Source organism: Danxiaibacter flavus, assembly GCF_041060425.1.
Lineage (GTDB): Bacteria > Bacteroidota > Bacteroidia > Chitinophagales > Chitinophagaceae > Danxiaibacter > Danxiaibacter flavus.
In genome coordinates this window covers 916,080-941,346 of the sequence record NZ_JAULBC010000002.1, presented here as the reverse complement: position 1 = coordinate 941,346, position 25,267 = coordinate 916,080, and the positions used below count along the sequence as shown (strand labels likewise).

At 40.9% G+C, this 25,267-nt stretch carries 20 protein-coding genes; 7 read left to right on the top strand and 13 right to left on the bottom strand.

Annotated elements, in window-relative coordinates; translation table 11 throughout:
- Positions 1-520 precede the first annotated feature (520 nt).
- The 6 genes from leuB to QTN47_RS09400 form a co-directional block, all read right to left on the bottom strand.
- On the bottom strand, positions 521-1,636 hold the full coding sequence (leuB, locus tag QTN47_RS09425) for a 3-isopropylmalate dehydrogenase (protein WP_369329106.1): 1,116 nt from the start codon (positions 1,634-1,636) through the stop codon (positions 521-523).
- A 27-nt stretch (positions 1,637-1,663) separates the two neighbouring features.
- Complete coding sequence (locus tag QTN47_RS09420; RefSeq protein ID WP_369329105.1) at positions 1,664-3,235, bottom strand: ATP-binding cassette domain-containing protein; 1,572 nt, start codon at positions 3,233-3,235, stop codon at positions 1,664-1,666.
- Between the two features lie 57 nt (positions 3,236-3,292).
- The gene (leuD, locus tag QTN47_RS09415) at positions 3,293-3,889 is read right to left on the bottom strand and encodes a 3-isopropylmalate dehydratase small subunit (RefSeq protein WP_369329104.1); all 597 of its coding nucleotides are present in this window, start codon (positions 3,887-3,889) and stop codon (positions 3,293-3,295) included.
- A 46-nt stretch (positions 3,890-3,935) separates the two neighbouring features.
- On the bottom strand, positions 3,936-4,697 hold the full coding sequence (locus tag QTN47_RS09410; RefSeq protein WP_369329103.1) for a class I SAM-dependent methyltransferase: 762 nt from the start codon (positions 4,695-4,697) through the stop codon (positions 3,936-3,938).
- 80 nt (positions 4,698-4,777) lie between these two features.
- On the bottom strand, positions 4,778-6,175 hold the full coding sequence (leuC, locus tag QTN47_RS09405) for a 3-isopropylmalate dehydratase large subunit (RefSeq protein ID WP_369329102.1): 1,398 nt from the start codon (positions 6,173-6,175) through the stop codon (positions 4,778-4,780).
- Positions 6,176-6,281: 106 nt separating this feature from the next.
- Positions 6,282-7,445 carry a 2-isopropylmalate synthase gene (locus tag QTN47_RS09400; RefSeq protein ID WP_369329101.1) on the bottom strand — a complete coding sequence of 388 codons (1,164 nt, stop codon included), beginning with the start codon at positions 7,443-7,445 and terminating at the stop codon, positions 6,282-6,284.
- 201 nt (positions 7,446-7,646) lie between these two features.
- Between QTN47_RS09400 and QTN47_RS09395 the strand changes: the two genes are divergently transcribed.
- The 3 genes from QTN47_RS09395 to dinB all read left to right on the top strand — a co-directional run bounded on the left by QTN47_RS09395 (position 7,647) and on the right by dinB (position 13,634).
- Positions 7,647-9,200: a hypothetical protein gene (locus QTN47_RS09395; RefSeq protein ID WP_369329100.1), complete on the top strand. Its 1,554-nt coding sequence runs from the start codon at positions 7,647-7,649 to the stop codon at positions 9,198-9,200.
- A 750-nt stretch (positions 9,201-9,950) separates the two neighbouring features.
- Complete coding sequence (locus QTN47_RS09390; protein WP_369329099.1) at positions 9,951-12,200, top strand: FUSC family protein; 2,250 nt, start codon at positions 9,951-9,953, stop codon at positions 12,198-12,200.
- A 264-nt stretch (positions 12,201-12,464) separates the two neighbouring features.
- Entirely contained in the window at positions 12,465-13,634 is a 1,170-nt protein-coding gene (gene dinB / locus QTN47_RS09385; protein ID WP_369329098.1) for a DNA polymerase IV, read from the top strand.
- Positions 13,635-13,638: 4 nt separating this feature from the next.
- On the opposite strand, the gene QTN47_RS09380 is transcribed toward dinB, so the two are convergent.
- Both QTN47_RS09380 and QTN47_RS09375 read right to left on the bottom strand, forming a co-directional pair.
- Entirely contained in the window at positions 13,639-14,055 is a 417-nt protein-coding gene (locus tag QTN47_RS09380; RefSeq protein ID WP_369329097.1) for a hypothetical protein, read from the bottom strand.
- 180 nt (positions 14,056-14,235) lie between these two features.
- A complete protein-coding gene (locus tag QTN47_RS09375) occupies positions 14,236-16,143 on the bottom strand; it encodes an OmpA family protein (RefSeq protein WP_369329096.1) in 1,908 nt (635 codons plus the stop codon).
- A gap of 325 nt (positions 16,144-16,468) precedes the next feature.
- On the opposite strand from QTN47_RS09375, the gene rlmN reads away from it, so the two are divergent.
- The 4 genes from rlmN (at position 16,469) to QTN47_RS09355 (ending at position 20,770) form a co-directional block, all read left to right on the top strand.
- Positions 16,469-17,533: a dual-specificity RNA methyltransferase RlmN gene (gene rlmN, locus QTN47_RS09370; RefSeq protein ID WP_369329095.1), complete on the top strand. Its 1,065-nt coding sequence runs from the start codon at positions 16,469-16,471 to the stop codon at positions 17,531-17,533.
- A 126-nt stretch (positions 17,534-17,659) separates the two neighbouring features.
- A complete protein-coding gene (locus QTN47_RS09365; protein ID WP_369329094.1) occupies positions 17,660-18,832 on the top strand; it encodes a pseudouridine synthase in 1,173 nt (390 codons plus the stop codon).
- A 95-nt stretch (positions 18,833-18,927) separates the two neighbouring features.
- Positions 18,928-19,644 carry an RluA family pseudouridine synthase gene (locus tag QTN47_RS09360; protein WP_369329093.1) on the top strand — a complete coding sequence of 239 codons (717 nt, stop codon included), beginning with the start codon at positions 18,928-18,930 and terminating at the stop codon, positions 19,642-19,644.
- A 490-nt stretch (positions 19,645-20,134) separates the two neighbouring features.
- On the top strand, positions 20,135-20,770 hold the full coding sequence (locus tag QTN47_RS09355) for a peroxiredoxin (RefSeq protein WP_369329092.1): 636 nt from the start codon (positions 20,135-20,137) through the stop codon (positions 20,768-20,770).
- A 268-nt stretch (positions 20,771-21,038) separates the two neighbouring features.
- Here the strand turns inward: QTN47_RS09355 and QTN47_RS09350 are convergent, their stop codons facing one another.
- From QTN47_RS09350 to QTN47_RS09330, 5 genes are all read right to left on the bottom strand, one after another.
- On the bottom strand, positions 21,039-21,614 hold the full coding sequence (locus tag QTN47_RS09350; RefSeq protein ID WP_369329091.1) for a DinB family protein: 576 nt from the start codon (positions 21,612-21,614) through the stop codon (positions 21,039-21,041).
- A 76-nt stretch (positions 21,615-21,690) separates the two neighbouring features.
- Complete coding sequence (locus QTN47_RS09345) at positions 21,691-22,290, bottom strand: Crp/Fnr family transcriptional regulator (protein ID WP_369329090.1); 600 nt, start codon at positions 22,288-22,290, stop codon at positions 21,691-21,693.
- Between the two features lie 264 nt (positions 22,291-22,554).
- On the bottom strand, positions 22,555-23,073 hold the full coding sequence (gene rimM, locus QTN47_RS09340; RefSeq protein WP_369329089.1) for a ribosome maturation factor RimM: 519 nt from the start codon (positions 23,071-23,073) through the stop codon (positions 22,555-22,557).
- Positions 23,074-23,235: 162 nt separating this feature from the next.
- Positions 23,236-23,697 carry a 30S ribosomal protein S16 gene (rpsP, locus tag QTN47_RS09335; protein WP_369329088.1) on the bottom strand — a complete coding sequence of 154 codons (462 nt, stop codon included), beginning with the start codon at positions 23,695-23,697 and terminating at the stop codon, positions 23,236-23,238.
- A 189-nt stretch (positions 23,698-23,886) separates the two neighbouring features.
- Entirely contained in the window at positions 23,887-25,266 is a 1,380-nt protein-coding gene (locus tag QTN47_RS09330) for a SusD/RagB family nutrient-binding outer membrane lipoprotein (protein WP_369329087.1), read from the bottom strand.
- Between the last annotated feature and the right edge of the window lies 1 nt (position 25,267).

The following is a 25,267-nucleotide window of genomic DNA, read 5'->3' as shown; positions in this document are numbered from 1 at the left end:
CCGGATCGGGATTTGGAGGATTAGTGAATTGTGGGATTATTATCCCGTTGATCCTTTAATCCGATAATCCTGATCAAGACTGATTTTGATTTGGATATTTGTCTAAATCGGGATTTGTTGGATTAGTGGATTATTGGATTTTATTTGTATTAATCCTTTAATCTCATAATCCGATAAATCCAAATCAAGACTTATCCAAATGAAAAACCCGCCTTTGTGAGAGGCGGGTTCGTATATCGTTATTGTGTTTATACTAGTTAACCACCTCCATGCAAAGCAGGAATAATAATGACTACCACCACCACAATAATTGTGGAAATGTTGCGAATGATAGTATTGTTATTGCTGTTAAACATGGAATAAAATTGTTCCACGAATATACAATCGCCAAGTTAATAAACAAAGAACTTACCTGGATTTTGACCAGGATTTGTGGGATTTTTCGGATTCACCGGAATTTAGAAGGATATGAACCAAAAGGTTCTAATCCAAAAAATCCAATAAATCTGTTTAATCCAGGTTATATGATCGTAGACTTCCTCAACTCTATATTTCCCTTATTCACACCATCGGGGATTTTTCCTGATACGTATTCGCTGATCAGGTCGCCGATGGTAGAAGTGAAGTAAAAGTTGATGGGATCAATATCTTTTGTAACGAAGCCGTTGGCTAGTGTCCAGTTAACTGCTTCGCGAACAAGATTTGCTTCTTTTGCTAATCCGAAATTATCAAGCAACATTGCAGCTGATAAAATTGAACCTAAAGGATTCGCAATATCTTTTCCTGCAGCCTGCGGATAAGAACCATGGATAGGTTCAAATAATGCAGCGCCGGTACCGATCGATGCAGATGGAGCGAGACCAAGAGAGCCGCTTAATACGCTGGCTTCATCGCTGATGATGTCACCAAACATATTCTCAGTAAGAACTACATCAAATTGTTTCGGATTAAGAATGATCTGCATTGCTGCATTATCAACAAACATATAGTCAACAGTAACATCGCTGTATTGTGCAGCAATTTCCTGCACAACTTTTCTCCACAAACGGGATGTTTCCAGAACGTTGGCTTTATCAACCAGCGTTAATTTCTTTTTCCTGTTTTGTGCATATTGAAAAGCGAGGTGTGTTACTCTTTCTATTTCAGGTTTTGTGTACAGGCAGTTGTCGCTTGCTGTATTTCCATCTTCACTTAGTTCCTTCTTGCCAAAATAAATACCGCCTGTAAGCTCACGGAAGATAACGAAATCTACATCTTCCAGTTGTTTTGCTTTTAAAGGAGATAAATGCTGTAACGCAGTGTAAGTTGTAATGGGGCGAATATTCGCGTATAGTTGTAAAGATTTGCGCAGTTTTAATAGTCCTTGTTCGGGGCGAACTTTTGCGGTAGGATCATTGTCATATTTCGGATGACCGATGGCTCCAAACAAAATGGCATCGCTGTTAAGGCAGATCTCTACTGTTTCATCAGGTAAAGGATTACCCGTTTTGTCAATAGCATCAGCGCCCATCAGGCAATGCTCGTAAGTGAATTCATGATTGAATTGTGCTGCTATGGCATCCAGCACCTTGATAGATTGTTTGGTCACTTCCGGTCCTATACCGTCTCCATTAATTACTGCAATCTTCTTTTTCATATTATTTTCCCGTAGGGGAGTTTTGTTTTATGCTATTTGTTTTTCTTGTTGGTCGTTTTGAAGTGTTACGTTTTTTTGCATGCCTTCATCCAGCAACATCGCATGGTTAATGCATTGTGGAATCTGGTCCTTGCGATGGCTTACATAAATCAATGTCCGTTCGTTGTTATGCATCAGTGCATCAACTATGCTGATAAACTGATTGCTTTGCTCCACATCCAATCCCTGGCAAGGTTCATCCAGTATTACCAGCGGTGGATTCTTAACCAACGCTCTCGCTAACAACAACATTCTTTGCTGGCCTATAGACACATCTTTCAAACGCTTGTTGGCAATCTCTGTCATGTGTAAATAGGAAAGCCAGTTATTGGCTTCGGCCAGTTGCTGTTCTGTCGGTTTTCTGTATAAGCCTGTTGTATCATAAAATCCTGATACAACGGTATCAAGACAAGTTGTGTTGTTATCAAAGTACCAATGTAATTCAGGAGAGGAGTATCCTATCTTTTTTTTAATATCCCAGATGGTTTCACCTGTTCCTCTCTTTTTGTCAAAGAGATAAATTTCATTGGCATAAGCCTGCGGGTTATCACCTGTAAGCAAGCTTAATAAAGTTGATTTTCCTGCGCCGTTATGCCCTTGCAATAACCATTTTTCACCTTTGTTTATTTTCCAGTGAATATTTTTTAATACAGTTTTTGCACCGTATTTAACGGAAACATTATTTAATGTAACCGCATTCGAAAAGCCAAAGGAAGGTTTGTCAATCGTATGGAGGCCGGCGAGGATTTTTTTGTAAGAAGCCTCTTTATGAGAGGCCGGTTGTTGTTGGAGCGTATAGACCTCTTTTGTTTTTACGCTGATGTGCATTTCTTTCAATTCCGCGATGTGCGTAATGCAACCAGGAATTTCTTCTGTATCCGCAATCAAAATCAGCTGCATACCCTTCAGCGTGAGTCTGCTGAATATTGCATCCAGATTTTTTCTTGCGTCTACATCCAGCCCTATAAATGCGTTATCTATGATGATCAATTGCGCTTCTTCTAAAAAAGCTTTGATCAGTTGTAATTTCTTTTGTTCACCACTGGATAATTGGATCAGCGGTGCATGTATACGATGAAACAAACCGAGTTGTTCCAGGTAGCTGTTGGCTTTTTCTGCCGTTTGTTTATTGGAAAGATCAAAAGACCGTTTAAGATCTTCGAGTACTGTTATGGTATCTTCCGCATCCGAACTTTGATAGCGTTGCTGATAATACAGATCGCTAACGCCGGCTGTATTGGTGAAATGATACCATTGTTCAACAAATACTATTTTCTTTTTTAACGGGGATGTTTTGCTGAAGTCAAGATTGATTGCTCCGTTGCTGTAGATTTTACCACAAATGGCCTTACCAAGAGCAGATTTGCCGATACCAGCCTTTCCGGTGATGAGCCATTGTTCACCACGATTTACAGTGAAAGAAATATTGCTTAATATAACCTGTTGGCGATACTTTATCGTCAAGTCTTTCACCGTTATGAAAGCGCCTGCTTCCATTCTTGCTGATGTGATTTCCTTTTCGGATTGATCTGTTGCCGGTATGTTATTTATTTCTTTCAAAACGAAGTGCTGTTTTTATCAGTGTTGGGGTTTAACCTATAACATAAAGCGCATAGCTTAGTTCTTTTTTGTTTCAAATGCTTCAATCTCACCTTTCATACTCAGTAAATAGTCGATATCATCATACCCATTTAAAAGGCATGTTTTTTTATAGCTGTTGATGTCGAATGATTCCTGTGCGCCTGTAGACACAATCCTGATATATTGATTCTCCAGGTTAACTTCAATTTCAGTATCCGCATCTTTTTGAACCGCATCAAAAATTTGTTGCAGAAAATCTTCGCTAACGGTAACAGGGAGCAAAAAGTTATTGAGCGCGTTGTTTTTAAAGATGTCAGCAAAAAAGCTGCTCACCACAACATCAAAACCGTAATCTTTAATGGCCCATGCAGCATGTTCTCTTGAAGAACCGCAACCGAAGTTTTTTGCCGCTACCAGAACTTTACCCTTAAATGTAGGGTTGTTCAGCACAAAATCTTTTTTTGGATTATTCTCATCATCATTTTCAAAACGCCAGTCGCGAAACAGGTTCTTTCCAAAGCCATCCCTGCTTGTTGCTTTCAAAAAACGTGCAGGAATGATCTGATCCGTGTCAATGTTTTCAATATTAATCGGAACGACTGTGCTTTCTACTATGTTAATGCTTTTGCTCATGATGATCTTTATTTTAAATCGTCTTTCTCTTTTTTGTTGTTTGGCCTTAATGTTTAATGGCCTTCATTCTTAATCTTACATAATCCGCGTACCAAATGCCATCCCGCAGATTTGTTGGTCTAAGCAATTCAACGGCTTTATCAGTGATGGTTGCGGCCCTTTCTTTCGATATATTTTTGAAAAAGAAAGATCCAAACATATGGATCCAATCCTTCATTCCTTCTGCTCCAACAAGTTCAGTCTCCCTTTCAAAATAAGCAGCTTCCTGTATCACGAACCCTTGCTTTTCCAAAAGTGTTGCATATTCGGCAACGGATGGAAAGAACCAGAAGTCATTGGATATTTCATCCTTCAAACCTTCTTCAATCATTGCTTTCTCAACTGCTTCGTAAATGCTTCTTACATTATACTTGCCACCCATCTCAAAAACAAATCTTCCGCCTGGTTTCAAAGTGTTGTAAATGCAACGGATGGCATCTTCCTGCTTGTTGATCCAATGCAGTGTGGCATTGGAGAAAACCGCATCAAAGGGCTCATCGTAAGAAAAATCCGTTGCATCTTTTACTTCAAATTGAATGTCCGGATAAGCGCTTTTTGCTTTAGCAATCATTTCCGGTGATGCATCCATCCCTTTAACCTTTGCACCGTGACCTCCTATTTCATTTGCCAGCTGACCTGTTCCGCAACCCAGATCAAGGATCTGTTCTCCGTCCAAAGGCTGTAACCAGGCGACAACACCTTCTCCGTATTTAGATACGAAATTGTGTTTGTTGTCATATAAGGTTGTGTCCCATTTAATGGTCGGCATAGAATACGTTTTAGGTGTAAGGTGTAAGGTATAAGGTGTGAGGTATCAGGTGTAAGGCTGTTTAACCTTAAGCCTCACGCCTAAATAAATTCTCTAACATCGCCAACCTTACCGGTAACTGCTGCAACTGCCGCTGTTAACGGGCTGGCGAGGAATGTTCTTGCATTAGGACCCTGCCTTCCTTCAAAGTTTCTGTTACTTGTACTAATGCAATATTTACCTGCAGGAATTTTATCTTCATTCATGCCAAGGCACGCAGAGCATCCTGGTTGTCTTAAAATAAAACCTGCTTCTTCAAATATTTTGTTGATACCTTCTTCAATGGCTTGTTTTTCTACCTGTTTACTACCAGGCACAACCCAAACTTCCACATCATCCGCTTTCTTCTTGCCTTTTACAAAAGAGGCTACCATTCTCAAATCTTCAATGCGGCTGTTGGTGCAGCTTCCGATGAAAACATAGTCAACCTTTCTGCCTTTGATATCCGCACCAGGCTCAAGACCCATGTAGTTAAGAGATTTTTGATAAGAAACTTTTTCTTTTTCATCAATCTCAGTTAATGCAGGTATATGGCCAGTAACGCCGATGCCCATGCCCGGGTTTGTACCGTAGGTGATCATCGGTTCAATGTCTTCCGCTTTAATGTTCAGTTCAACATCAAACTTCGCGTCAGCATCGGAATATAAAGTTTGCCATTCTGCAACTGCATTATCCCATGCATCACCTTTAGGAGCAAACTCTCTGCCTTTAATGTAATCGAAAGTTGTTTGATCGGGGGCAATCATACCACAACGGGCACCCATTTCAATGCTCATATTGCAGATGGTCATGCGTGCTTCCATACTTAGGTTGCGGATTGCGCTTCCTGCATATTCAACAGCATAACCTGTTGCACCACTCGCAGATATTTTAGATATGATATATAGAATGATGTCTTTAGAAACAACACCTTTGTTCAGTTCGCCGTCAACATTAATACGCATCAGCTTGGGTTTGCTCTGCATAAGGCACTGGGTAGCCAATACCATTTCAACTTCACTGGTACCGATACCAAATGCAATTGTTCCAAATGCGCCGTGTGTAGAAGTGTGGCTGTCACCGCAAACAATCGTCATGCCTGGCTGAGTAATACCCAGCTCAGGGCCGATTACGTGAACGATGCCCTGGTAAGGATGGCCTAAACCGTATAATTCAATGCCAAACTTTTTACAGTTATCCTGTAATGTTTGTACTTGTAAACGTGATAATTCTTCTTTGATGGGAAGATGCTGATTAAGCGTAGGAACGTTGTGGTCTGCTGTTGCAACCACCTGTTTGGGACGGAAAACCTGTAAACCTCTTTTCTCCAGTCCTTTAAAAGCCTGTGGACTGGTAACCTCATGAATAAAATGCGTATCGATGTAAAATACAGAAGGACCGCCTTCAATATTCTTAACTACATGTTTCTCCCAAATCTTATCAAATAATGTTTTCGCCATTTTTATCTCTTTAAAAACCTGTTCTAAATATTAAGGATTTGAGATTTGAAATTTGAGATTTAAGATTGACGAAATCCTAAATCTCAAATTTCAAATCTCAAATGTACTATATCCCAACTGCTACGTAAGCATTCGCCATTTCTTTCAGGTCGCTGTCTTCCACTTCTTTCTTCGCATCAGCTATTTTCAGGAATTCCTGGTACAACACGTCAATATCATTGCGATTGTATTCAAAACCGAGTTTTAACAAGCGGTGGGCAAGTGCACTGCGGCCGCTGCGGGCAGTAAGTACAATTTTAGAAGTATCAGCACCTACTTCTTCCGGAGCAATAATTTCGTAAGTAAGCGCTTCTTTCAGAAATCCATCCTGGTGAATACCTGATGAATGAGAGAAGGCGTTGCAACCAACAATCGCCTTGTTAGGCTGCACCGGCATACGCATGGTATCAGAAACCAGGCGGCTAACGGGATTCAACTGTTCTGACTTAATGTTGGTATAAAGGTTAAGATCCTGGTGTTTTTTGATGATCATCACTACTTCTTCAAGTGATGTGTTTCCTGCTCTTTCGCCGATACCGTTGATGGTACACTCGATCTGGCGCGCACCCGCAACCGCGCCGGCAATAGAATTGGCGGTGGCAAGACCAAGATCATTATGACAATGGCATGAAAGGATTGCTTTATCTATGTTAGGAACATTGTTCATTAAATAGGCAATCTTGCTGCCATATTCATGAGGCAGGCAATAACCCGTAGTATCAGGGATATTTACTACAGTGGCACCTGCAGCAATAACCGTTTCAACCAGCTTTGCCAAAAATTGCAGGTCTGCGCGTCCTGCATCTTCAGCAAAGAATTCAACATCATCCACAAAATTGCGCGCAAGTTTAACTGCGGCAGTTGCCCTTTCCAGGATAACTTCTCTTGTTGTATTGAATTTGTGTTTAATATGTATATCTGAAGATCCAATGCCGGTATGTATACGGGGACGTTTAGCAAGTTTAAGTGCCTCTGCAGCAACCTCTATATCTTTCTGCACCGCTCTTGTCAGGCCACAAACAGTTGCATTTGTTATTACTTTAGCTATTTCCTGTACGGAAGCAAAATCGCCGGGACTTGAAATAGGAAAACCTGCTTCAATAATGTCCACACCTAAATTCTCTAATGCCAGCGCCAGCTCTATCTTCTCTTTTGTATTTAATTTACAACCGGGAACTTGTTCGCCATCTCTTAAAGTAGTGTCAAAAATGTCTATCTTTTTAGCCGACATATGAATGTTTTAGATAAAAAAATTATGCAGACTGTTTAATTTTGGTTGCCTGCCATAAACTTAAATCAGCCTGCATTGTTCAAATATATTTGCAGATTGCGCTTAAATAAAACCATATTTATGCAGGTTTTACGGTAGATAACGGGTCTTAATATAGTTGAAACCCTTATCTGGCAAGGATTCTTAAACAGTTTATTTACGATGGCTAAACGTACCACAGACGAGTTATTTCAGTTGGTTAAATCTCTTTCCAAAGGTGATAAGAGGAATTTTAAGCTATTTGTTAAACGCCAGACAGGTACGGATGATTTGAAAGTAGTGCAATTGTTTGATGCGCTGGATAAAATGGACGAGTACGATGAAGAATTGCTGCTGCAGAAAAATCCTTCCATTAAGAAGCAACAGCTATCTAACATAAAAGGATATCTGTACAAACAGTTGTTAGCAGGTTTGCGGCAGGTGAAGGATGATGACAATATTGATTTGCAGTTGCATGAACTGATGGATTACGCACGCATTTTATATAACCGCGGCCTTTACCTTCAAAGCCTGAAAACACTTGAAAAAATAAAAGAGCACGCAAAGGGCTCCCATCAACTTGTTTTTCAGTTAGAAGCCGTTTTGTTTGAGAAGAAAATTGAATCCCTCCATATCACCCGCAGCATGGAAGACCGTGCGGAGAAACTGGCTAGTGAGGCGAAAGAACTGACGGATCATGTTTCGTTGCTGGTGAAGGTGTCTAACCTATCGCTTCAGTTATATAGCTGGTACATTAAAATGGGACATGCCAGGGACGAAAAAGATGTTAGTGCGATTAAGCTGTTTTTTGAAACTAACCTTCCCAAGCATAGCATCTCCAAAATGGGCTTCTATGAAAAAATGTATTTGTACCAGTCATATTGCTGGTACACGTTCATTATGCAGGATTTGTTGTCCTTCTACCGGTATGCTCAGAAATGGGTGGATATCTTTGATGCAGAGCCTCAAATGAAAATTTCTGAGGCCGGACAATACATTAAAGGTCTTCATAATTTACTTACTGCACACTTTGTGCTGAATAATTATGACCGCTATAATGAAACACTTGAACAGTTTGAAGCTTTTGCTTCTTCGCATAATAGTGCCTTGAACACAAACATACTTATTCAAACTTTTGTGTATTTGTACACGGCTAAAATTGACCGGCATTTCCTTGAAGGAACTTTCAGCCAGGGGCTTGAATTGGTGCGTGTGATTGAAGAGAAAATCAAGGAATATGAGCTTAATCTGGACAGACATCGTATTCTTGTATTCTACTACAAAATAGCGTGTTTGTATTTTGGAAGTGGTGACAATGAAAAGGCAATTGATTACCTGAATAAGATCATTAACTGGAAGGTTGATCTGCGTACAGATCTTCAATGTTATGCACGTCTGCTGCATCTTATTGCACACTATGAATTAGGCAACTACAGTATCCTCGAATATCTGATTAAATCAGTTTATCGCTTCATGGCCAATATGAAAAATTTGAGTGTGGTAGAGGAGGAGATTTTTAAATTCCTTCGTAAATCTTTTTCGCTTCAGGCCAAACAGATCATTCCCGCTTTCAGACTTTTAAAAGAAAAGCTTGAAAAATATCACGACAATCCGCTTGAGACAAGATCATTTATGTACCTGGATATTATCTCCTGGCTGGAAAGTAAAATACAGAATGTGCCCGTACAGCAGATAAGAAGGCAAATGTTTTTAGGAGGAAGAAAGGTAAGAGCTTAAGAAGACCGTAAGACAGTAAGACAGTAAGATCGTAAGACCGTAAGACAGTAAGATCGTAAGACCGTAAGACGTTTAAGATGGTAAGAAAGTAAGACAGTAGGAAGGGCGGATTTATCGCTCAGATAAACGTATAACGTAAAACTTAAAACGTAAAACTTAAAACGTATCACTTAAAACGTATAACTAAAAAGCAGCCGCAAGTAGTTTTGGTATTATTTACAGGGGATACAGAAACTTCAAATTACAGTATGTTGTTTTAAGTTGCCTAACCACACTTTTTATTCTCTTGCTATAAAAAACATGATTGTTCTTCTTTACAACATCTTGCGGCTTGCTATAAGATGTTTAATTTTTACATATCACAAACTGAAAAGGCCTGAATATATCAGATTTGTGCACTTTGACCAGTTTAAATTTGCGTGTAATTCGTTTTCTTTTTTCGGTGTTAAAAACTTCGTTGACTTTAGCAAAAGTGAAAAAAGAGTCGGCAAGAGGCATTACCTTTTTTATGAAGTTTTTTTCTGCTGTGACCAAATCTTCCCCGAACCCGGGAGTTTTCATTGGCAATATTAATTCGATTTCCATTGGGGGTGGTGTTTATATTACAACATTACATATAAAGTTTGACTAATGCGAATGAAATTCTCGTTAAAAAAAAATACAAATCACCCTTAATTTTTAAGGCAGTTTACGGTATTCTTGTCTCAAGTATATTACATTGTATCTTCGTATACATTCAACGTTTTTGGTATGGGATTAAGCAAAGGATTGAAAAGCCTGGATTATAGCAGAGAACTACGGAAATTTATCACCAGCCAATATTTATACAGCGGCGTCAGAATCACCGCAGGCGTTATTATTCCTGCAATCATTCTTAACCGTTTTGGCCTGTTGCAAACGATGATCGCATTGCCCTTGGGGGCATTGTGTGTGAGCCTTACAGATAGCCCCGGCCCTGAACATCACCGGAGAAATAGTCTTATTGCCAGTCTCATTATTAACGTGCTTGTTTTGCTGGTTACAGGCATAGTTCATACAAGTCCAACGTTAACCATTATCTGCATTATCGTTTTTGGGATGTTTTTTTCCCTGATCGGCGTATATGGAAACAGGGTTTCTTCGATCGGTTTAATTGCTCTGGTTGCATTTACTTTTAATGTGGATGGCCACATGCAGGGTTCGAACCTCTGGCAGACATGCTTATACTTTTCGATCGGCGGGGTATGGTATGCGCTGTTAAGTATGTTGCTGAATACTTTGCGACCATACATGTTTATACAGCAACTGTTGGGTGAAAGTCTTACAGAGATCTCCAACTACCTTCATCTTAAATCGCTTTTTTATAAAAAGGATCCTAATTATAACGCGCTCTACAACCAGATGATCAGCCTGCAGGTAAAGATTCACCAGCACCAGGAAGACTTGCGCGAAATGCTGTTTAAAACCAGGCGCATTATTGAAGAGTCTACGGTGCGCGGCAGGTCATTGATGATGATGTTCCTGGATAGCGTGGACCTGATGGAAAGCGTAATGACATCCCAGCAGGATTATGAAGAGCTTCATAAGGAACTGGATGATACGGGCATGCTGAATAAATACTATGATTGCATTGATGCGATGGCCGAAGAACTGTTTGAAATCGGACTTGCGGTGCAAAGTGGTATTTCTTTAGGCGAACCGAAAGAAATGGAGGAAAAAGTGCAGGATGCCGTAAATGCATTTGTAGCGTTAAGAAAACAGGAATTGAATTCAACCAATATCAGCAAGTTCATCAGGCTCAGACAAATTTTATACAGCATACAGGATGTTGCCGAAAGAATAAAGCGGTTGCGCAGCTTTGCGGAAAACGATAAAAAAGCTGCACGCAAATGGGTTTCGGAGTTAAAGCCGGATGCCGCCGTTCAGCGAACAGAAATTAACCCGATGCTACTCCTGGAGAACCTTAGTTTAAAATCAAATCATTTCAGGCACGCGTTAAGGGTAACGTTGGCAATGCTTACCGGTTACATTATATCCCTGTTGTTTCCGATCGGTCATGGCTATTGGATCCTGCTGACCATCATCACGATCATGAAGCCGGCATACAGCCTTACGAGACAGCGGAACATCCATCGTTTGTTGGGCACAATTGTGGGAGTGATTATCGGCTTTGTAGTTTTGTACTTTATCAAGGACACTACTGCTCTTGCTATCATAATGATCATCGCAATGATCCTCTCTTACAGTTTTATCAAACTCAATTATTTTATCGGGACAGCAGGAATAACGGTTTACGTGTTGGTAAGCTTTCACTTTTTAAGCAGTAATGATTTCAGTTCTGTGATCAAAGACAGGATGATTGATACATCCATCGGATCTGCCATAGCATTCTTTTATGCACTGTTTGTATTTCCCTCCTGGGAGCGCGGGCAGATTGAACAATATCTTGTTGCCATGCTTCAGGCCAATAAAAAGTATTTTGATGCGGTTACGAAATTATACACTGGCGCCGAACCTGTAGATTTTAAGCCGGCCCGTAAAGAAGCATTTGTGGCATTGGCCAACCTCTCTGATAATTTTCAGAAGATCCTTTCCGAACCAAAAGCGCAGCAAAAAAATCTGTCATACTACCACCAGCTGGTGGCAAGTAATCATATTTTAACCTCTTACATAGCATCGCTTTCCTATTATGCGCAACGGACGAAGAATAAATATGCTTCGGCAGATTTTGAACCGTTGATTGAAAAGGTTAGCGATCAAATGGATCTTTCTATTCAGCTTGCTGAGCATAAAGATGTTGTGTTGACCGAAGCTGAAAGCCTGGAATCTCCGGTAATGCGCCGGGTAAATGATTTGCTGGAACAGCGGATCCGCGAGGTAGAAACAGGTCATGGAGAAGGCGATATGACTGTTCGCCGGGCACTGTCAGATCTAAAAACTATCGCCGAGCAATTTAAGCTCATCAATACAATTGTGCGCGACGAGATCAACGTATTGAAAAAACTGGAAAAAGCCGCGTAGTTGTTTGAACCACGGAGGCACGGACGGCACTGAGAAACACGGTTTTTTGAACCACAAAGACACGATGGACACAAAGAAGCACAAAGTTGTAAAATATCGAAGCTATTAAACGTATAACGTACAACTAAAAACGTACAACTTTTCGCCGCGTCGCCGCCTCTTTGCGTACGTTGCGTGAAATTAACCTATTTAAAATCAAACAGCTGGCTGATAGCTGATAGCTGATATCTGACAGCTGATAGCTAACCGCTATCTTTGTATTTCATGAGTAAAAAGCAACGTTATATTGCCCATTTTGACCTGGATTCTTTCTTTGTAAGCGTTGAGTTGTTGAACAACCCGTCGCTGAAAGGATTGCCTGTAATTGTAGGCGGATCAAGGGACAGGGGAGTTGTAACGACCTGCAGTTACGAAGCGCGCAAGTTTGGCGTTCATAGTGCCATGCCGATGAAGCAGGCCATGAAGCTTTGCCCGCAAGCAATTTTGCTACAGGGAACACGGAGTGACTATAGCAAATATTCCCGTTGGGTAACGGAAATTATTGCGGCAAAAGCACCTTTGTTTGAAAAAGCTTCTATAGATGAGTTTTACGTTGATCTTACCGGAATGGATAAATATTTCGATCCTTATCAGTGGACCATAGAACTTCGCAAAGAAATCATCGATCAAACACAGTTACCAATATCATTTGGTTTGGCGACCAATAAGCTGATTGCAAAAATTGCGACTGACGAAGCAAAACCCAATGGCTACATTTTTGTTCAACCTGGAATGGAACAAATGTTTTTGGCGCCCCTTAAGGTCAGCAAGATCCCAGGTGTTGGTAAGCAAACCTACGCCGCACTACAGGCTGCCGGTATTCTAACAATCGGGGACATTGTAAAGACTTCCGAGCAATTCATGGAAACTAATTTCGGTAACTATGGCATCGAGCTTTGGCATAAGGCACATGGAAAGCATGACGGAATTGTGCAGCCTTATCATGAAGCAAAGTCCATTTCCTCTGAAAATACTTTTCATGAAAATACCGCAGATGTTACTTTTCTTCTGAGTGAATTGGTTCGGCTGACAGAAAAAATAGCGTATGAACTGCGCCAGGATGAAAAACTTGCCGGTTGCGTCACTGTTAAAATACGTTATCCCAATTTTGAAACCACGAGCCGCCAGGTGTCCATCGACTATACATTCCGGGATGATGAATTGATCGTTGTTGCAAAAGATCTCTTTCACAAACTATATCGCAAAGGCACCCCCGTTAGGTTGCTGGGCGTGCGGTTAAGCGAACTCACCAATCACGCCGTTCAAGGCAGTTTGTTTGACGATGCTGAGAAAAAGACCAATCTCTATAAGGCAATTGATGATGTTAAAAATAAATTCGGTCGCAGTGCTCTCAAAAAAGCCCGGACAATTCGCGACAACGACCGGGAGAGTTAAATTTTTATCCTTTTTTTAAATAAAGTTCATATGATTCAAAGGCTTGATCTACATCTATATCATTTAGCAGATTATTGATGGTTGCTGAAATGCAGTCAATCCAGGATGACAATTGCTCAATCTGCTCATTACTCAAAAGCTTGTTTCTTCTCAGCATTCCTCCTTCATCGAGTGCCCAAGACCTTGTGAAGTAGCAAATGCTCCAAAAAGAAGAAATGACTTGTCTGTTGATATGAGAATCTCTAAAGTGATAGCTTAATGTCCTCAAAATTGACATTACTTCATGGAAATTTTTTTCATATAACGAGCCTTGAAATGGCCTCAACATTCCAAGAAATCCTTGTTTTGTTTTAATATTCTCTAAATCTTCGTGATTATAGCCATGATATTTTAATAGCTCTAAGGACTCAGTTTCCGTCATACAAATAAGTTCAAAAATTAGTTCTTCTCAAATACTTTTCACATAAGTAGGTACGAAATGAGATTGGAAATATTTGGTGGTTGAATTTGTAATGCGTCCTGCACCTTTGCAAATCAGTCATCCTCAAATCCGAAATCAGCCATTGCCTCCCATTTTCAATTGTCAACTTTCAATTGTCCATTAAATAGACGTTATTACGAACTCCGTTCTCCTGTTCGCAGCTTTGCCTTCCTCGGTATTGTTGTCTGCAATAGGTTTGGTTTCGCCAAAGCCTTTTGCAGCAAGACGTTTGGCATCGATGCCGTTTGATACCAGGTATTCAACAACGGCTTTAGCACGGTTAAGTGATAGTTGCATGTTTTGTGCCGGAGTACCGGTGTTATCTGTATGGCCGTTGATCTGCACTTTTACCGTTTCATTGTCTTTTAATAACTGCACCAGCTTGTTCAGCTCGATAATACTAACCGGCTGAAGTTTGTATGAGTTTGTTTCAAACTGGATGTTCTTAAGCGTGACAGAAGAGTTCACGGCAATTGGCTGCAGACTGATATTCTTTTTATATGTACTATCAGAAGGCTTGGTTGCCAAGGCAAATACATCGCTGTAAAACAGGTATCCTTTGCGGTTCACCACAAATGTATAGTCCTTGTTTACAGGCAGCGTTACAAAATAAAACCCTGTTTCATCGGTTTGCAAATGTGTTACCGGTTGTTGTGTTTTATCATCAAACAGATCAACAGAACATGGGATTCCTTTTTGCGTTGTTGCGTCTGTAACATAACCCTGCACGTACAATGTTTTTGCAGGACGAATATCTGCCCTCAGCTTAAACTTATACAGATCGAGCCCGCCACGCGAGTCAGCTCTGTCGGCAGCAAAATAACCGGTAACGCCATCTGAAGCGATGAAAAGACTGCCTTCGTTGTCAACCGTATTTACCGGATAACCGATATTTTCGGGTACGCCCCATTTTCCGTCGGCACCTTTACGTGTAACAAAAATGTCGAAGCTGCCGTATCCGGGCAGACCGCTGCTGGTAAAATATAAAGTCTGATTATCGGCATGGATAAATGGCGCCAATTCATCGCCCTTTGTGTTAATATTCGGCCCCATGTTTTCTGCCTGCGACCATTTTCCGTTTGGCTGTCTGTAGCTAACATACAAATCCTTGCCTCCATAACCGCCGGGTCTGTCACTGGCGAAATAGAGTGTGTTTTTATCCGGACTCAAACTTGGCGAGCTATCCCAAAAATCCGTATTGATGGCAGGACCCAGATTGGTTGGTTCGCTCCAACCAGTGGGTGTATTGTAGGAAATGTATAGATCAAAATTTCCGAAGCCCCTGGCAAAGTTTCCTGCAAATAGTAACCATTCACCATCCTGGGAAATATTCAATGCGCCCTTGGATGGTTCTACGTTAATGTCGCCTTCAATCAATTTTGCTTTATGATAGCCGCTATCCATTAGCCTGCTTTCCATAAAGTTCTCACGAATGCCGCCGCCATTTTGTGTGAAAACAAAAATGCTATCGTCGATGGTGAAGGAGGGATAATACTCATGCCTGGGCGTGTTTATGCTGTCTCCTAAATTAATCGGCGCAAATACATAGTTGTCTGCAGGATGTTTTGAAGCATAATCTATCGCAAACTCATAAGTTTTTTTCTTGTATTCAGCATTGGCCTTGTTACGGTCGTTCAGGTTGGGTATTTCCAGGAAATGGTTCACCGCATCCAGTGCCTCATTAAACTGACCTGATGCAGCAAGGCTGGTTGCATAGGGCAGGTAGAATATTTTAAAATAGCTGGAGTCAATGTCTTTTGCTTTTTTGTAATTGGCAACGGACTTTGAATAATCTCTAATCTCCGCGTAGCCGCCGGCCAGAGAAAGATAGGCGTCCATGTAATTTGGGTCTAACTGAACTGCTTTCTCTAATAACGGTAGCGCATCCTTTACCGGAAGACCATTTTGTAGTTCCTGAATCCCCCTATTATAGGCTGCAACCGCTTTTTTATTGACATTTTCAGGATTATATTGAGCAAACGATGATATGCCGAAAAGAACAGATATGAGTAAGAGAAGTTTTTTCATCGATATTTTAAGATTAATAGCTTGAACGTCAACGCCAGCGCCTTAGTTCTTTTAAAACGTTATATTTCATGTTAAAAATAAGGAAAAGGAGAGAAGCTAAAAGCTCCGGAAAAGTTTTACGTTATAAGTGGTACGTTGTACGTTTATTGGAGCGAAGAAAATTATAATAGCATAAACAGGCGGTTATGCATATCGTTTCTGATGCATATTTCAGTCCCTTTTAGCCTACACTTCTGTCTTGGAGCATTAAGCCCTCAAACCTGATACCTGACGTCTGATACCTCATTCCCGCCCCACATCCCCCACTTTTTTGTACCTTTGCGCCATGTCAGACGCGCAGCAGAAGAATATCCGCCATTTAACCTACGCGGAAATTGAGGAATACTTTTTACAAATCGGTGATAAGAAATTCAGGGCCAAACAGGTCTATGAATGGCTTTGGCAGAAGCATGCCCATAGTTTTGAGGCTATGACCAATTTGAGTAAAGAGTTGAGAACCAGGCTGGGTTCAGACTTTTCTCTGCCTGCATTACTGGTAAATACAACGCAACATAGCGGGGATGGCACCATTAAAAGCCGTTTTAAAACATTTGACGGTCACATGGTGGAAGGTGTATTAATACCTACCGATAACCGTCAGACCGCTTGTGTTTCTTCTCAAATAGGCTGTAGCCTTAGCTGTAAGTTCTGCGCCACTGGTTATATGGATCGCAAACGTAACCTGACGTTCGACGAAATCTATGATGAAGTAGTACTCATTAATCAACAGGCGGAAAAAGCATATAATAAAAAGCTGTCAAACATTGTTTTCATGGGCATGGGGGAACCGTTGCTTAATTATAACAATGTGATGAAAGCGATCGAGCGCATTACAGCGGAAGATGGTCTTGCGATGAGCCCTAAGCGTATAACAGTTTCAACCGCGGGCGTGGCGAAGATGATTAAAAAGCTGGGTGATGATAAAGTAAGATTTAAGCTGGCTTTATCACTGCATGCGGCGAACGATGAAAAACGCAACCAGATAATGCCGATTAATGAAAGCAATAATATTAAAGCACTGATCGAAGCATTGAATTATTTCTACAAGAACACCAAGAACGAAATAACTTTCGAATATATTCTTTTCAAAGATCTCAATGATGGCCTGAAAGACGCCGAGGAACTGGTAAAGATATACAGGCAGGTGCCTGCTGATCTCGTAAACATTATTGAGTACAATCCAATTGATGCATTCCAGTTCACTAAACCGGATGAAGAATCAACCCAACAATTCATTCAATACTTAGAGGCACACAAAGTGAATGCGCATTTACGCAGAAGCCGGGGTAAAGATATTGATGCAGCATGCGGACAGTTGGCGAATAAAACAAGAGAGGAAGCTTTAGCTTAATTGACAATTGAAAATGGACAATTGAGAATGCCATCGCAGCAATCTTCTGACTATACAACGTACAACGTATAATTTAAAACGTACAACGTTACTTAACTACTGTTGAAAAACAGCAAATACAATTCTATGAGTAAAAAAGCATTTGACAAGTTTATTCAGCCTAATAACGCGAGCCGCAAAGAAGCAATGCGCCGCGAAAAAAGGGAAGCCAAAGCTGATATGAGAGCGCAGGGTGAAGAAATGCGCAAGAAGAAACTTGATAAGCAAAGAGGTATCGAGTCGCCTGAAGACAAAACCAAGCGTGAAGAACGACAGGCAAAACATAAAGGCAGAACCGTTGGTGAAAATGGAAAGGCTGGCAAAAGAGGACAGGAGCCGCGTTTTGACAAGAGAAACGACAAACCCGCAAAAGAAGAAGGAACCTTTGAAGGAAGAAATGACAAGAAATTGTTTTTGAAGAGGGATGGTAAAAGGTCTCATGCAGAAAGCCCCGAAACAAAAACAGGCGGAGCTCCGTTTATTCAGAAAAAGCTGGGTGATGAGAAGATGCCGCTCAACAAGTATATAGCACATGCAGGTGTGTGTGCGAGAAGGGAAGCAGCCGAATTGGTGAAGGAAGGAAAAGTGCAGGTGAATAACAATATAATTTATGAACCTGGCTTTAAAGTTTCGCCTGATGATAAAGTGAAAGTGAAAGGAAAACTGGTACATATTCAAAAGAACCTTGTCTACATATTATTAAACAAACCCAAAGATTATATTACTACCCTCGATGATCCACAAGGCCGCAAGACTGTGCTCGATCTGATTAAAGGTGCAGTAACAAACGAGCGGGTATATCCTGTTGGCCGCCTCGACCGCAACACGACTGGTGTTTTATTAATTACCAATGATGGGGAGCTTGCGCAAAAACTAACGCACCCTTCTTTTGAAGTTAAAAAGATCTACGAAGTAACGCTCGACAAGCCGCTCGCTAAAAACGACGGACAAGCCATTTTAGATGGAGTTGAGCTGGAAGATGGTTTGGTTAAAGCTGATGCTGTAGGTTATGTTGATGCGCGTGACAAGAATGTTGTAGGTGTGCAGATCCACAGCGGACGAAACCGCATTGTGCGTCGCATATTTGAACATCTGGGTTACAATGTGAAAAATCTTGACCGGGTAATGTTTGCAAATCTTACCAAGAAAAATGTAGAGCGCGGCAAATGGCGCTACCTTAACGAGAAAGAGGTTAGGTTGTTGAAGTTTATGAACCAGAGCTTTATTAAGAAAGCTCAAAGCGCAAAGCCTAAAGCTTAAAGCCTAAAGCCCAAAGCTTAAAGCCTAAAACTATTCTTCAAAAAAGGACGTTGTCCGAATTTTCACGATTGACTATTCACGATTGACTATTATCAATGAAGCTTAATATAATATTCGAAAACGATCATTTTATTGCCATCAATAAGCCTGCTGGTTTGTTGAGTGTTCCGGACAGGATGCAGAGTGAAGTATCTTTAAAAGATTTGCTTTTGCAGCAATATGGTTCGATTTACACCGTACACAGATTGGATAAAGACACCAGCGGCGTAATTGTTTTTGCAAAAGATGAAGAAACTCATAAGCAGCTTTCTCAATTATTTGAAGGCCGTGACGTAGAGAAGTTTTATCTCGGGCTTGTTCATGGACATCTGCAACAGGAAAAAGGAAGCATTGATGCATCTATAATGGAACATCCTGGCAAGAATGGAAAAATGATCACGCATGCAAAGGGCAAGACGTCGTTGACAGATTATGAAGTTGTTGAGAGTTTCAAATTGTATTCTCTTATAAAATTCCAGATTCATACCGGCCGTACACACCAGATCCGTGTACACATGCAGCATATTGGTCATAGTATTGTATGTGACGAATTGTATGGTGACGGTGAGCCCGTTTTTATTTCGTCTCTTAAACGCAACTACAAACTTTCTAAATCGGAAGATGAAGAAAGGCCGATATTATCAAGACTGGCGCTGCATTCAGCACTGTTGAAGTTTGAGCTTGACGGAGAAAGTTATACGCTTGAAGCGGAACTGCCTAAAGACATGCGTGCATTGTTGCAGCAATTAAGAAAAGCGGGACAGAAGAAGTAGCTGTGAGCTTTGAGCTATCAGCTATCAGCTTTCAGCGATAAAACGCTTAACATAAAAAAAATGGCCTGAATGTATGTGGGTATATTCAGGCTTTTTTGTTTGTCAGTATGTCGGATCGCAATTTAAACACAATCATCTTCAATTTTAATTTTCGTTCCCCGCCCAAGCCGTGTGGCTTCGTCCCCCCGCAACGGCGCTCCTTAGAGCGCTTTGAAAAAAATGCTACGCATTTTTCAATCGTCCATTCGGAAGGAATGTACTATAAGATACACCTTCGATCAATAAGTATCTGAAGGGACGCTAGCATTAGCCCAGGGCAACGCCCTGGGAAATAAATCCAACACAAGTAAGCCCTGAAAGGGCGAAAGCAAATAATTAATTAACCGGCAAAATGGAAATCTGTTTAAAATGCCTAACCAAAAAATATTTTTCAGAAGTCTACTTTTTTTATAGGGAATTACTATATTCGTAGCCTTAAAAATTATTCCGTATGAGTTTACGTCTGGGCGATGCCGCTCCTAACTTCGATGCAAAAACAACCATTGGTGATATCAATTTTTACGAATACCTGGGTGATAGCTGGGGTATTCTGTTTTCGCACCCTGCTGATTATACTCCTGTTTGTACAACTGAATTGGGCAAGACTGCCTTATTACAGGAAGAGTTTGCAAAACGCAATGTAAAAGTATTGGCGTTAAGTGTTGACGATCTTGGTAAGCACCGTGGCTGGATCAATGACATCAACGAAACTCAATCTTGTGCAGTTGGATTTCCGATCATTGCTGATGAAGACAGAAAAGTGGCTGGTTTATATGATATGATCCATCCTAATGCATCTGAAACATTTACTGTTCGTTCTCTGTTTGTTATCGGACCAGATAAAAAAGTAAAACTGACTATCACTTACCCTGCTTCAACCGGAAGAAATTTCAATGAAGTATTGCGTGTAATTGATTCTTTACAATTAACAGCTAACCATAGCGTTGCTACTCCCGCAAACTGGCAGGAAGGTGAAGATGTGATTGTTGTCCCTGCGATCAAAACAGAAGATGCTATTGTTAAATTCCCTAAAGGCGTTAAAGTAGTTAAACCTTATCTGCGTTATACACCGCAGCCAAATAAATAAACAACAACAAGGCAGCTCGCGTTGCCTGTTTTAGCAACCTCTCATGTGTCTGCCCTGCATGTATGAATGTAAATTCTGTGCGGGGCCTTTTTTTGAAGACGCGTAAGACCGTAAGATCGTAAGACAGTAAGATCGTAAGAGACAGGTGAAACAACTTTACTTTTTTTCATCTTCATTCAATCTTATACAGCTCTTATAATCTTACCATCTTACGAGTCTTACATGTCTTACCATCTTACGGTCTTACACGTCTTACTATCTTACTGTCTTACGATCCTACTGTCTTACGATCTCCCACGGCCCTCTCCGCCTGCAGTACATGCCTTCTATTGTGAGCAATAACAAACATAAATACATCGCCCAGTTTGAGACGGATGAATTTTGCGATGGAAATAGGGATCTGTATTTTATTCAGGTCTTTTTTTCTGGCCAGTTCCAGTAGCTGTAATGTTTTTTCCTGCTGATCGATAAATGTTGAAATTACCTCAACACTGCTTTTTATTGTTTTTGGTGAATGATTGGCAGGCGATTTCATTTTCTTAGACGGACCATTCTCGCCGGGTTCCATCAGCCGTGTAAAATAATTTCCCAGGCGACCAGTTTTGAAAGTTGCTGAAGGTTTTGCCGCTGATAGGCCCATTGCTTTTTCAATGGCGGGCAAATAGTAATCACCATAGCTATTCAGGTGTTGCAGGCATTCATTAGCGCTCCATTTGCCGGGAGCGGGTTGCCTGGAAAATTCTTCATGAGATAACATTTGCCATTCGCGGATAGCTGTTTGCAAAATTTCCTCAGTCTGTTCCTGAAGCGTTGTTATCAGTTCCTGGGATGTGTAGGTTGGCATGGTCTTATTTTTTCACAAAGTTGTTAGCAATGCTCAAAAAAAATCTTGGTCTGCGCCAAGATTTTGTGGCAATGAATTACATCGTCAGTCTTACCGATCCCAATAACTTACTAAAGGTCGTCGCGTCTATCCCAAGGTAAGAAGCAAGGTATTTGTGAGGAATGAGTCTGAGTACATGCGGACTTCTTTTAAGCAAGGTGAGAAATTTCTGTTCGGCGGAAAAGCATTGCAGTTCTATCTGCCTTTCTAAAACGCCGGATAAAGTTGCACTCAATGCCTTAATGATAAAGCTTTGAAATGACGGATACAGTTTCATCATTTCATCCACCTGCGAATAAGTTGTACGAATAAACCTGCTCGCCGTAAGCGTTTCCATATAATATTTTGATGGCTGCTGCAACAGGAAGGAATCAACAACGCCCGAAAACGAGGGAGCATAAGTGAACACCAGCGTTACATCTTTTTCCTCGCCACTTAGGCTAAAGGCTCTTTGCACACCTTCAGTAACAAAATAAAGATGCTTTTCAGTCTCGCCTGTTGCCAGTAATAATGTTTTTCTTTTTGCTGTAAAAGGCTTCCAAGTGCCAGCGAAATGTTCCCATTCTTCTTCACTGCTAAATGCATATAAGGGTGAAACAAATTTCCTTAAGGTTAACAAGTCTTCGGAGTGGGACATACGCGCAGTGTTGTAATAAAGATAGGAGAAAAGCCGGGGGGGGCAAAAGTCAAAATTCAAAAGTCAAAATTCAAAAATCCGTGCTGGTAACTTCATCGACATTGGCAGCTCTTTTCCTCTTGAACCTGGCATAAAAGCCGGCCTAATAACCTGCATGCACTCTATCATTCGCAACAGCCCTCTTACATGTCTTACTTTCTTACAGTCTTACGGTCTTACGATCTTACGGTCTTACGGTCTTACGGTCTTACGATCTTACGATCTTCAAAGATATATCTCTAATAATCCATCCGGCAGCGTTACATGAACTTCCTTTTTCTTTTTATCAATTTTGTCGAGTGTTTCCTGGTGGAGAGGGATAAGGGCTTCTTTGTTTTTATAATCCACGCGGAGAAGAACCTGGTGCGGCTGCTCGATCACTTCTTCAATAATGCCGACAGGCTCACCTTCATTGATTAGCGTATAGCCGAGCAATGCAATGGGAGAGGATGAGTCAGCCAGTTGTCTGAAATCTTTATCAGTCAGCCAAACCTGTTTGTGAAGAATAGGTCTTGCAGCTTCTTTGGTGTCAATTCCTTCTACCTTGACAAACATCTCAGTTTCGTCTTTGGCTTTTGATTTTTCAACAAAATAAGGCAGATAAGAACCTTTTACCTGTTCTACGAAGATAACTTTAACGTCTTTCAAATTTGTTTTAGCACCAAGGCCATGTTGAAGAATCAATTCTCCCTTTAAGCCAAATGCGGCCACAATTTTTCCAATATTAACGTAGTTCTCTGTCATCTTGAATAATTGACAATTGACAATTGAAAATTGAAAATTGAAAATGGGGGATGGAGTACGCTTCGATTGTTTTTCATTATCAATTTTCCATTATCCACTTTCAATTAAAAAAGTCCCGGGCAAACTGCCAGGGACTTTAAAAATTTTGTACGGCAAATACCATTAAGCTTCAGTAGCAGGAGCAGCTTCGCCACCTGAATTTTCTACTCTTCTAACTGCTGGTCTTGTACCACCGGATCTTTTTGTACGCTGCTGTTTCTTGTGCTCTTCAGTACGTTTTTTCATAGTCACTTCGTGTTCTTCATGCCACTTTTGGAATTTCACCATTGCTGTAGCTTCATCAAACAGTCCTAACTTAACGCCACGTAATAAGTGCTTCAGGTAAAGAACGCCTTTGAAAGAAAGGATGCGACGAACTGTGTCAGTAGGTTGAGCACCTTTGTGCAACCATTCCAATGCTTTCTGACGATCTAACTGAATTGTAGCAGGTACGGTAAGCGGGTTGTACGTACCAATTTTCTGAATGAATTTACCATCACGGGGTGCACGGGCATCGGCAACTACAATAAAGTAGAACGGCCTTTTTTTACTTCCGTGTCTTTGAAGTCTCATTTTTACTGCCATTGTAAATAGACATTTAACGGCTATTAAACCAGGTTAACAAAAAATATTCGCTGCGAAAGTAGCATTTACGTGGGAAAATGCAAAAGCAGCACAAAAAAAATTAAATTTTTATGACTAATTTTTAATATTAGAGGCTGTTTCGTGTTGGAACAGCCTCTAATTCATTCTCATTCGTTTAAACACTGATTACTAAGGAGTTGCCCACCAAACCGGTACGTTTAGTTCGATAACTTTTGCGTTATCAGGGTTACCCAAGCGCTCCTTGGATGGAGTTGGCAGGCGAACCGGAATGTAACTTAAAACCGCGCCTGCAGAAGCCGGCCTGGGTGTTAAGGCGGGAATGTTAGTGCGTCTTACATCATTCCAGCCTTCAATTTGTCCAAACATTGCCTTGTATTTTTCCGTCAGTATAGCAGTTTTGGTTGCGGTCGCCTGTGTGTATTTCGCTATTGAACTTCCGTCATTTGTGCCCTTCGTAACATACTGAACAGATTCTTTAATGCCACTATTTAAAGCGACGGAAGCATCCTGGCCGAGGCGTTGTTTAGCTTCGGCTTCAAGAAAACGTGCTTCGTAGGAAGTAACGAGGGGATAGTTCTGATCCACATCGAAATAAGGCCCGATTGGAGATGCATCAGTATTAATAACTTCTTCGGTAATATCAGCTCCAAAATAAGTACCATCCGTTCCCTCTGCAAAATAATAAGTGAGGCGTGGATCGCTATTGGCATTCAGCATATCGATAAAGAACTTATTCCCTACGAAATACCCTTCGCGTTGATTTTGAAAGGCTCCCCATTGGTTTTGTGCTGTTCCACTACCATCATGCTTTGCTTCGAGATTATGGGCTGGATCGGAAATTCCTTTGGCCAGGTAATTTAGGACATTAGTAGCTGAGCCAGTGGGATCTTTCAAGCTAAGTCTGTTTGCATAACGTGCTTTCAATGTCCATGCTGCCTGTATCCATGAGGCAGCATCGCCGCCAAATATCAGGTCATCTGAGCCTGGCAAATCATGGTTTTCAGAATCTGGTTTTGAAAGCGCTGTAATTGCTTCACTTAACAAATTTTGGATAGTATCAAGAATCTCCTGTTGTGGCTGATATTTGGCCGCAAAGTTGGCAGGGGCCAGAAATGCTTCAGAATAGGGCACGTCGCCCCAAATATCCGTAGCCACGCCCAGATTCATCGCCATCATTATCCTGGCGATTCCGCCATACCATGGGCTTTCACCACTGTAAGTATCCATCATGGTCTTAGCATTTTTCATGGTGTTACTCCATAAGCCTGCCCAATGATTATCGTAATCAGATTCGGTCATTTTATAATTTTGAAGATCCTGGTATTGTCCTGTTGCGCCTGCCATTTGCTGGTCTAATACAGAAGATACGCGCGCTAAGTCGCCTTCAATATTCATAAAAGTGTTTACTTCAACAGAAGTCAGAAGCGTTTGCGGGGTTACCGTTAAAGGATGTGATGGATCTATAAAAAGATCGTCTCCTTTTTTGCAACTACCCACAAGAATGAATACTGTTATTAAAGACAGGTATATTATGTTATTGCTTTTCATA